The sequence below is a fragment of the Pseudomonas sp. NBRC 111130 genome (assembly GCF_001320485.1).
GTDB lineage: Bacteria > Pseudomonadota > Gammaproteobacteria > Pseudomonadales > Pseudomonadaceae > Aquipseudomonas > Aquipseudomonas vlassakiae.
Genome location: NZ_BCBG01000078.1, coordinates 1 through 9,831 on the forward strand (window position 1 = coordinate 1; position 9,831 = coordinate 9,831).

Consider the following 9,831-nt stretch of genomic DNA (forward strand, 5'->3'; position numbering starts at 1 on the left):
AAGTAGGAACTACAGAGATTCGCGGGTACGTCCTCGGGACGGACCGGCATACAGAATTTCTTGACGACCATAGAGCATTGGAACCACCTGATCCCATCCCGAACTCAGCAGTGAAACGATGCATCGCCGATGGTAGTGTGGGGTTTCCCCATGTGAGAGTAGGTCATCGTCAAGATTCAAACAAAAGCCCCTGTCTGCATTGCAGACAGGGGCTTTTTCTTTTCCGGCCTACAGTACCCTGACGTGCGCGCTAGCGGGCGAGTTGTTTGTCCAGGTAGTTTCTGATCACCCGCGATCCATTGTTCAGATGCTGCTCCAGCACCCTTACCGCCTCGTCGACCAATTTGTCAGCGGCAGCATCCACCAAGGCGTTATGGTCGTCCTGGGTCAGCTTGCCCAGCCCCATGGATGACAGGTGAAAGCGCAAGAAGCGTTCTTCCTCGTTCAGCTCGTTCTCGATCAGACGCAGCAGTTTCTGGTTGGATGCCTTGCCATAGAGCGCCATGTGAAAAAGTCGATTGAGACGGCCGATTTCCGCATGGCTAGTTTCGTTCTCCAGTTGCTGAATGTAACCACGGGCACTGGCGATATCATTGGCATCGAGCAACGGAATAGATTGGCGCAGCGCTTCGCTCTCCAGGAGCACGCGCAATGCATAGGTGTCGACTGCGTCCTCGCCAATCAGGGGGGCGACCACTGCACCCTTGTGCATTTCCACCTTCAGCAACGATTGCGCCTCCAGCTGGCGCAGCGCCTCGCGCACCGGCATGCGGCTGACACCGTACAGGTCGGCAACTTCCTGTTGGCGCACGGCGGTGCCAGGTGGCAGGCGGCCATCGAGAATGGCGCTGCGCAGGCGTTCTTCAATAACGCTACGCGCCAGGTGTGCTGGCAGTTGTTCGCAGGCCAGCACGTTAGTAAGTTTGATTTTCTCGGCCAAGCGAAGTGTGCCTCGACGACAAAAAAGTTGGATCCAATGACCCTAGTGATAGGTAGGGGGCCTGTCAAACCTGCGCTGGCGAAGGAGCGAGCGGCTTAGGTTCACAATTATGGTGGATGAGTTCTTCTGGCAAAGGAAGCGACACCCCCTAAGCATTAACTATAAAGTGGTACTTGGCCGACTATCGGCTAGATGATTGCGCGGTGCCATTGTCTTTTAGGTGGCCAGGCCGCACCATCGCTGCTTTGGAATGACCTGAACAGGGCCTCGCAGTGGCGATTACCTGGCTGCTCAAAACCGCCGTGCGACGTTTCGGCCTTGCCCTGCTGCTAGGTAGCTTGCTGCTGGGCGGTTTGCATGCGGATTGGGATTTTGCCGAGATCAGCCGCAAGTCCGAGGCCCTGTATGGCCCGCTGGGTAACGGCAAGGGCCGCATCGATGCCTGGCAGCGGTTGATGGCCACACAGAGCCAGGGCAGCGAGATGCAGCGCTTGCAGGTGGTCAACCAGTTCTTCAACCAGCAACTGCGTTACGTCGAAGATATCGACCTGTGGCATGAGGTCGACTACTGGGCCACGCCGATCCAGGCCCTTGTAAAAGGCGCCGGCGACTGCGAGGACTACGCAATCGCCAAGTATTTCAGCCTGCGGCGCATGGGGATCCCCAGCGAGAAGCTGCGCATCACCTACGTCAAGGCTTTGCGCCAGAACCGCGCGCACATGGTGCTGACCTACTATTCAAGCCCACAGGCGCAGCCGTTGGTGCTCGACAGCCTGATGGACGCAATCAAGCCGGCCAGCCAGCGCACTGACCTGCTGCCGGTGTACGCCTTCAATGGTGAAGGTCTGTGGCTGACCGGCGCTGCGGGCAACAAGAAGGTCGGTGATACCAAGCGCCTGTCCCGTTGGCAGGACTTGTTGAAGAAAATGCAGGCAGAAGGGTTCCCGGCCGAACCGGTTTACTGAAGGAGCACAGATGTCACTGTTCAAACAATTGCTGTTGGCCATTTGTCTGTTCCTGGTCGTCGCGTTCAGCGGCAGCTTCATGGTCAGCCTGGAAAGCTCGCGCAGCCAGTACGTCAACCAGTTGCGCTCGCATGCCCAGGATGCGGCCACTGCGCTGGCACTGTCGCTGACGCCGAATATCGATGACCAGGCAATGGTCGAACTCATGGTCAGCTCGATCTTCGACAGTGGCTACTACGCCAGCATCAAGGTGGTCGACCTGAGCTCCAATGCCGTGCTGGTCGAGCGCCATGCAGAGCCGGACCCTGGCGGTGTACCTGGCTGGTTCATCAACCTGATCGGCCTGGAAGCGGCCGGCGGCGACGCCCTCGTCAGCCGTGGCTGGCAGCAGGCGGCACGGGTCGAGGTCATCAGCCACCCGATGTTCGCCATCGGCAAGCTCTGGCAGAGTGCCCTGGGCAGCCTGGGCTGGCTGCTGCTGTGCGGCGCCGCCAGCGCCGTGCTCGGTGCCTTGCTGCTGCGCCGTCAACTGCGTCCGCTGGAGTACATGGTCGAGCAGTCCCACGCCATTGCCCGCCGCGAATTCCTCAGCCTGCCGGACCTGCCGCGCACACCGGAGCTGCGTCGCGTGGTGCAGGCGATGAACCAGATGGTCGAGAAGCTCAAGGCGCTGTTCTCCGAGCAGGCAGAACGCAGTGAACGGCTGCGCGCCGAGTCCTATCAGGACAGCTTGACCGGGCTGTCCAACCGCCGTTATTTCGAGATGCAGCTCAATGCCCGGGTCAGTAACCTGGAAGAAGCGCGTTCCGGCTACCTGCTGCTGTTGCGTGTGCAGGGCCTGGCAGGGCTCAACGCGCGCTTGGGTGGCCAGCGCACCGACCAGCTGCTGCAGGCGGTGGGCGAGCAACTGCGCCGCGCCTGTGCGCATTACCCGGAAACCAACGACCTGATTTCCCGCAGCCGTGGCGGTGAGTTCGCGGTGTTGGCGCCGGGCATGGTGCATGAGGAGGCCATCCAGCTCGCCCAAGCCCTGGAAATCGCGTTGCAGAGCCTGCACGAGACCGGGGCCAGCGATATCCAGCCGGTGGCCTGCATTGGCCTTGCTCCATTCCACCCGGGCGATGAGCCCCAAGCCTTGCTCAAGTTGGCCGACGAAGCGTTGGCGCGGGCCGAGAACCAGCCCCTGCCGGGATGGGTGTGCCTGGAGCAGGGTGTGGCAGATGTGGCTGGCGATACCCAGCACGCTTGGCACACGCGGTTGGATGAAGCGTTCGTAAACGGCCAGTTTGCGCTGTTCTTCCAGCCGGTGGTGGAGGCCAGGGATACCCAGCGCGTCTTGCATCATAAGGTGATTTCGCGCCTGCTGGACGACCAGGGCAACGCCCTGCCGGCCGGCCGCTTCCTGCCCTGGCTGGAGCGCTTCGGCTGGATGTCACGGCTGGACGAGCTGGTGCTGGAGAAGGTGTTGACGCACTTGCGCAACCATGACCAGATGGTGGCGCTGAACCTGTCGGCGACGACCCTGGCCGACCCCACGGCCCTGCAAAGGGTGTACGAGCTGCTGGGGCAGAATACCGCGCTGGGTTCGCGCCTGACTTTCGAGATCGGCGAGGAGCAACTGCCCGAGCAGGCCGCGCTGGAAACACTCACCCGCCGTCTGCACGGGCTGGGCTTCGGCCTGGCGCTGCAGCGCTTCGGCGGGCGCTTCAGCATGATCGGCAACCTGGCACACCTGGGCCTTGCCTACCTGAAGATCGACGGCAGCTACATCCGCAACATTGACCAGGAACAGCATAAGCGGCTGTTCATCGAGGCTATCCAGCGCGCGGCGCACAGCATCGATCTGCCGCTGATTGCCGAGCGGGTGGAAACCGAAGGCGAGCGGTTGGTGCTGGTGGAGATGGGTGTCGGTGGCATCCAGGGGCAGCTGGTCGGCGAGCCGGCGCCCTGGCGTTGATCGAAGAATGCCGGGGCGCAAGGCGCACCCGGTGATTTCAGATCAAGCCGCCTTCCTCTTCTTCCTCGATCAGGTTGTTCAAGCTCCCCAGCGCCTTGCGCGCGGTGGAGCGGTTGAGCAACTTGGCCTGCGCCCCCGCCGGCAGGTCGGTGATGCTGAACACGCCCTTGGCCGTGAGTACTTCGATCAGGTCCTCGAGCACACGGATCATATCCAGGTCGCTCTGCTTGAGCTGCTTGAGGCTGTTTTCGACGACATCGTCGGCAAACCACCCCTGAATCTCGGCATGGTCGGCCGGCAGGACTTCAGTGTGGTCGGCGTACGGCACGGGTTCGACCCGCTGCAGTTGCCCTTTCTGGTCGCGTTGCACATAGAACAGTGCTTCCATCCTCGTCACCCCGGTTCCTTCATGGTGGCTCCTGGCGCAGCATAGGCAACTTTGACCTGCTGCGCCTGCCAGTCAGCTGTTGTTGTTATCGATCTTGATGGTTGGGTCTGCGCCGCTGATCAGCGAGTTGATGCTGGTGTTCGACCAGTTCACCCCTTCCAGCTTGATCGACACGTCAGCATTGGCCAGCCCGCCGGCTGCATTGAGCTTGCCTTCCGTGCTGATCTGCAGGGTCGATTCGCCGCCCACGGTGGTGATTTTCAGGTAGTTGTCGATGGTCGTGCCACGTTCCCCCTGCAGCAGGTCGGTCAGGTCGAGGCGGTCGCCTTCGCTCAGCTTGAAGTCCTTGATCACATCCTGGCCGATGTCGCCGGCTTTCCACACGAAGGTATCTGCACCGGCGCCACCGCTGAGGATGTCATTGCCCTTGCCACCGGTCAGCATGTCGTTGCCGGCCCCGCCGAACAGCAGATCGTTGCCTTCACCACCGAGCAAGGTGTCGTTGCCGGTGCCGCCGAGCAAGATGTCGTTGCCTTTGCCGCCATCGAGGTAATCGTTGCCGCCCTGACCAAAGATGATGTCGTTGCCACCGCCCCCCAGCAGGGTGTCGGCACCGTCGTTGGTACGCGACAGGTCGAAGTCGGTGTAATGCTCGCTGATGTATTGATGCATCACCTTGGCATCCACCAAGCTTGTGTCCACGCCTAGCTTCGTCGCGACGAAGGCCTGGACTGCCTCGATGCCGCTGCCGGGGATCGAGTCGAAACTCACCAGGTCGCCAAAGATGATGTCGTGTCCGTCGCCACCACTGATGGTGTCGGCGCCGGCGATGGTCTGGACGGTGTGGCCGAGGATCGCATCGGAGATCTTGCTTGGGTCGACGTTGACCTGGGGTACGCCGTCGCTGTCGAACGGTTTCAGGTCGGTGGCGGCGATGCCTGTGCCGACGCCGACGGCTTCGACCGATGACAGCGCCGAGAGCAGCGCGAAGCTTGAGGTGGCGTTGGTCAGGGTGTCGCTGGTGGTGGTGCTGCCGGTGCCGGCCAGTTTCGACAGCTCGTAGCCGCCGTTGCCTTCGGCGTGGATCAGGCCGGTGGTGACTGCACTCCACTTGTAGCTCAGGCTCAGCAGGTCGAAGCTGCGGGTTTCGGCGGTGAGCTTGCCGGTGGTGTCGATCGACACCCGGTTGCTGGTGTCCAGCTGGTAGTTGGTCAGGGTGTCACCCATCTTGTAACTGACGTTGCTGAGCAGGGTGTCGAGCTTGACCGAGCTGTTGGCCAGGGTCGGGTTGGTCTGCTCGCCAGTCTGGTAGTAGGTCGGCTGGCCGTCGGTGAGGAAGTAGGTCTGGTTGGTGCCGGTGACGCCGGCATTTTTCAGGTTCTGGAACCAGTTGGCGGTGGTCTTGAAGGCATCCTCGTAGTTGGTACCGCCGTCCGCGCTCATGCCGCTCAGGGCGTTCAGCAGCGTCTTGAGGCCAGCGTCGTTGAGGGTGACTGAGACGGTGCTCTTGACCTGGGTGGCAAAGTCCACCAGCAGCACGTTGACCGTGCCGACCCCGGTGGCCTTGGCATCCGCCAGCAGCGTCTGGAACGTGGTGGCCAGCGACGCCTTGGTCGCGTCGATGCCGGTGGTGCTCATGCTGCCCGAGGTGTCGACGATGAAGGCGAGGTTGTAGTTGGTGCCGGCGGTCATGTGCAGGCCGGCGCTGTCGGCGATGATGATGTCATCGCCGTAGGTACCGGTGGTGCTGTCATTGGCGGTGGTCAGCTGGCTGGTGGTGTAGGTGTCCGGGTAGACCGTGACCTTGAGGGTGCCTTCGGTGATGGCGAAGCTGCCGCCGACCGACTCGGTGGAGGTCGAGCTGACCTTCACGTCGAACTGGCCGCTGTAGTAGGCCGGTGGCTTGATCGTCAGGCTGCTCAACGTCCAGCCACTGACATCGACTGCGGTGGCGCCCACGGTGGCGGTGTGCCCGGCAGTGTCACTGATCACCGAGCCTGCCGGAATACCGCTCAGCTTCACGCTGAGGGTCTCGGAGCCGTCGGTATCGGTCAGGTTGCTGCCGATACCCACCAGCTTGACGCTGCCGTTTTCCGGCCCTTCGTTGAGCTTGTAGCCATCGTAGTAACCCTGGGTGCCGTTGCTGCCGTGCAGGTCGGACACGGTGACCCCGGCGTTGGTCAGGGCGGTGACGTTCTGGTACATCGGGATGGTGGTGCTGTTGAAGTCGCCGGCAGCGCTGCCGTTGACCGAGATGTTGACATCGTAGCTACCCGGGCCGGACTGGTTGGCGTGGTAGATCTCCAGGGTGTAGTAGCCGCTGGTGGTCGGCGTGTAGGTGCCCGAGACGGTCCCCGAGCCCGAGCCCCAGGTGGCGGTGACGACGTTCTTGCCGCCGATGTTCACCAGCAGGCTGTCGTCGGCGTTGCCGCTGAAGGTGTAGGTCTTGCCGGCCTCCAGGTACACCAGGCCGGAGGTCTTCGAGCCGCTCTGCGCCGCTACGCTGGAATCGGATTGCACGTTGGTGATGGTCGTGGACGAGGTAGCGGTGCCAGAGTTGGTGAACACCGTCTTCAGTGCATCACCGGTAATGCCGTTGCCGTTGGTGCCCAGGCCGGTGAGTGTGGTCCAGGTTTCCTTGGTCAGGCCCAGCGAGTTGACGCTGTTGCTGCCGATCGACAGGGTCGGTGCGTCGGCGACCGGAGTGATGTCCACCTTCAGAATGGTTTCGCTGCCGGGGGTGACGCCGTCAGTGGGCTTGAACTTGATCTGCGCATAGTCAGCCTGGTTGTTGCCCACCCCGGTGCCGCCATAGCCGTTGACGCCCGACTGGTTGGCCAGCGGCACGAACTTGAGCTTGCCAGCGGTAATGTCGGCCTGGCTGATGGTCTGGTTGAGGGACACGTTCACCCAGCCCGTGCCGTTGTTGTACTGCAGGGTGCCGAGGGCCGGTAGCTGGGTGATGGTCACACCCAGGCTCGTGACTGGGCTGTCGACGTCAGTGACGTTGAAGTTGCTCCAGGTCAGCACTACCGCAGTGTCCTCGACCCCGGTGACGGCGCCGCCGGCGGACACTGGCGCGTCATTGACCGCCACCACGTTGACTGTGGTGGTGGCGGTGTTGGACACGTTGACCCCGTCGGTGACCGTGACTGTGATGATCCGCGGCGTGGTGCTCGGGTCCTCGCTGGTGTTGACGAAGGTGATGTTCTTGATCGCCTGCATGTAGTCGGCCAGCGAGGCGTTGCCTGTCAAGGTCAGGACTACCTTGCCGGCGGCCACGCTGGAGGTGACGGTGATGCCGCTGACGCTGCTGCCCAGGTTCAAGGCATCGCCGGCCTGGGCATTGGTCAGAGTCACGGTGGCACCGGCCATCTGCGAGCTGTCGAAGTCGGTGATGGAAATATCCAGGTCACTGATCGAGTTGCCGCTGCCGTTTTCGGTGAAGGTGGTCTGGAAGTCGGCGCCCGTCTTGCCGCTGGAGTCGTTGGCGTCGAGGTCCAGCACCGGGGCTGGCTCGTAGAGTTGGGTAGTGATGCTGCCTGCGGTAGGGCTGATCGCAAGCCCCTCGAAGTTGCCGCCGGTGGCCGAGTCGATCTTGATGGTGAATTGCTCGGTGCCCTCGGCGATGTTGTCCTTCAAGGTTGGGATGGTGAACGTGGCCTGGTTGCTGTTGGCTTTTATCGTCACCGTTGCCACACCGATGTAGTCGGCGCCGTTGCTGGCGGTGCCGCTGTAGCTCAGCTTGACTACCACGTCGGTCTGCGGCGCATTGCTCAGGGTCAGCGTGTAGGTTGCGTTGTTGCCCTCAGCCACGGTGGCTGAGCCGATGATGCCAAGGGTGGTGGTGTTCAGCGTGTCTGTCACGGCGGTGACCGCTGGCGCCGGGTTCACTACCAGGCTTTCGAAGTTGCCGCCGGTGGCGTTGGTGATCGTGGTGCTGACCGTGGACGCGCCGATGTAGACGTCGTCGGCTGGCGCCGCCACGGTGATGCTGCCGGAAGACTGGCTAGCGCCGATGGTGATGGTCTGGCCGTTGCTCAAGGTCACGGTGACCGCTGTTTGCGCCGGGCTGGTCAGGGTTGCGGTGTAAACGATCTGGCCACCCTCGGCCACGCTTGGCGTTGCCGTCAGCGATACCGTCGTGGCGTCCTGCACATCGGTGACGGTGGTGCTGACTGGCGCCTGGTTGGCGACCAGATTTTCGTAATTGCCGCCGCTGACGCTGGTGATGTTGTTGGCGACCGGCGCGTGGCCTTGGTAAACGTCGTTGGTCACGGCGCCCGTGGCGGTGCCGGAGCTCTGGCCGATCGGAATGGTGATGGTCTGGCCGTTGGCCAGGCTGACCAGGACCGGGCTGCCGGTGACGGGCGCATCCACTGTGGCGGTGTAGACGATGGTGCCCCCCTCGGCCACGGAGGGCGTGGCGGTAAGGGTGACGGTGGTGGTGTCCCGCACATCGGTGACCGTCGTGCTGACCGTCGCCTTGTTCGCCACCAGATTTTCGTAGTTGCCGCCGCTGACGCTGGTAATGCTATTGGTAACTGCCGCGTGGCCTTGATAGACGTCGTTGGTTACGGCGCCGGTGGTGGTACCGGAGCTTTGGCCGACCGGGATGGTGATGGTCTGGCCGCTGGCCAAGGCCACCACGACAGCCGAGCCTGTAACTGGGGCAGTGACGGTTGCGGTGTAGACGATAGTGCTGCCTTCGGCCACAGATGGCGTCGCGGTTAGCGTGACGGTAGAGGTGTCGATGATGTCACTGACGGTGGTGACTGCCGCCGTACTGTTGATCGCCAGGTTCTCGAAATTGCCACCCGAGGCATTGGTGATGCGGGCGCTCACCTGACCGGCATCGATATACGGATCATCAGCTGGCGCGGCAACGGCGACGCTGCCGGAGGTCTGATTGGCACCGATGGTGATGGTCTGGCCATTGCTCAGCGTGACCGTCACCGCCGTTTGTGCGGCGTTGCTCAGGGTAGCGGTGTAAACGATCTGTCCACCTTCGGCCACGCTTGGTGTAGCCGAAAGCGACACCGTCGTGGTGTCCAGGACATCCGTGATGCTGGTGCTGACTGGCGCCTGGTTGGCGACAAGGTTTTCGTAATTGCCGCCGCTGACGCTGGTGATGCTGTTGGTGACGGCCGCGTGGCCTTGATAGACGTCATTGGTCACGGCACCCGTAGCGGTACCGAAGCTCTGGCCAACCGGGATGGTGATGGTCTGTCCATTGGCAAGGCTGACTACGACTGGGCTGCCGGTGACCGGAGCCCCTACAGTGGCGGTGTAAATGATAGTGCCGCCTTCGGCCACGGACGGCGTGGCGGTCAGGGTGACAGTGGTGGTGTCTTGTACATCGGTGACCGCAGTGCTGACTGGCGCCTGGTTGGCGACCAGGTTTTCGTAGTTGCCACCGCTGACGCTGGTGATGCTGTTGGTGACCGCCGCGTGGCCTTGGTAGACGTCGTTGGTTACGGCACCGGTGGCGGTACCGGAGCTCTGGCCAACCGGAATGGAGATGGTCTGCCCGTTTGCGAGGCTGACTACGACTGGGCTGCCGGTGACCGGAGCCCCTACA

At 62.4% G+C, this 9,831-nt stretch carries 5 protein-coding genes and 1 rRNA gene; 3 read left to right on the plus strand and 3 right to left on the minus strand.

The annotated features are described in order from the left end of the window. Positions 1 to 59 precede the first annotated feature (59 nt). A 5S ribosomal RNA gene (gene rrf / locus APH33_RS22275) occupies positions 60 to 175 on the plus strand. 75 nt (positions 176 to 250) lie between these two features. Here rrf and APH33_RS22280 read toward each other — a convergent pair. After that, complete coding sequence (locus APH33_RS22280; RefSeq protein ID WP_054887214.1) at positions 251 to 940, minus strand: GntR family transcriptional regulator; 690 nt, start codon at positions 938 to 940, stop codon at positions 251 to 253. A 272-nt stretch (positions 941 to 1,212) separates the two neighbouring features. On the opposite strand from APH33_RS22280, the gene lapG reads away from it, so the two are divergent. Continuing rightward, entirely contained in the window at positions 1,213 to 1,905 is a 693-nt protein-coding gene (gene lapG, locus APH33_RS22285) for a cysteine protease LapG (protein WP_054887215.1), read from the plus strand. Positions 1,906 to 1,915: 10 nt separating this feature from the next. Further along, positions 1,916 to 3,862, plus strand: a complete 1,947-nt coding sequence (gene lapD / locus APH33_RS22290; RefSeq protein ID WP_054887216.1) for a cyclic di-GMP receptor LapD — start codon at positions 1,916 to 1,918, stop codon at positions 3,860 to 3,862. Between the two features lie 37 nt (positions 3,863 to 3,899). Here the strand turns inward: lapD and APH33_RS22295 are convergent, their stop codons facing one another. Beyond that, positions 3,900 to 4,241 (minus strand): hypothetical protein, encoded by a 342-nt coding sequence (locus APH33_RS22295; RefSeq protein ID WP_054887217.1) that lies wholly within the window; start codon positions 4,239 to 4,241, stop codon positions 3,900 to 3,902. An 81-nt stretch (positions 4,242 to 4,322) separates the two neighbouring features. Beyond that, the coding region (locus APH33_RS22300) for an immunoglobulin-like domain-containing protein (RefSeq protein ID WP_177332438.1) at positions 4,323 to 9,831 on the minus strand (5,509 nt) is incomplete at its 5' end.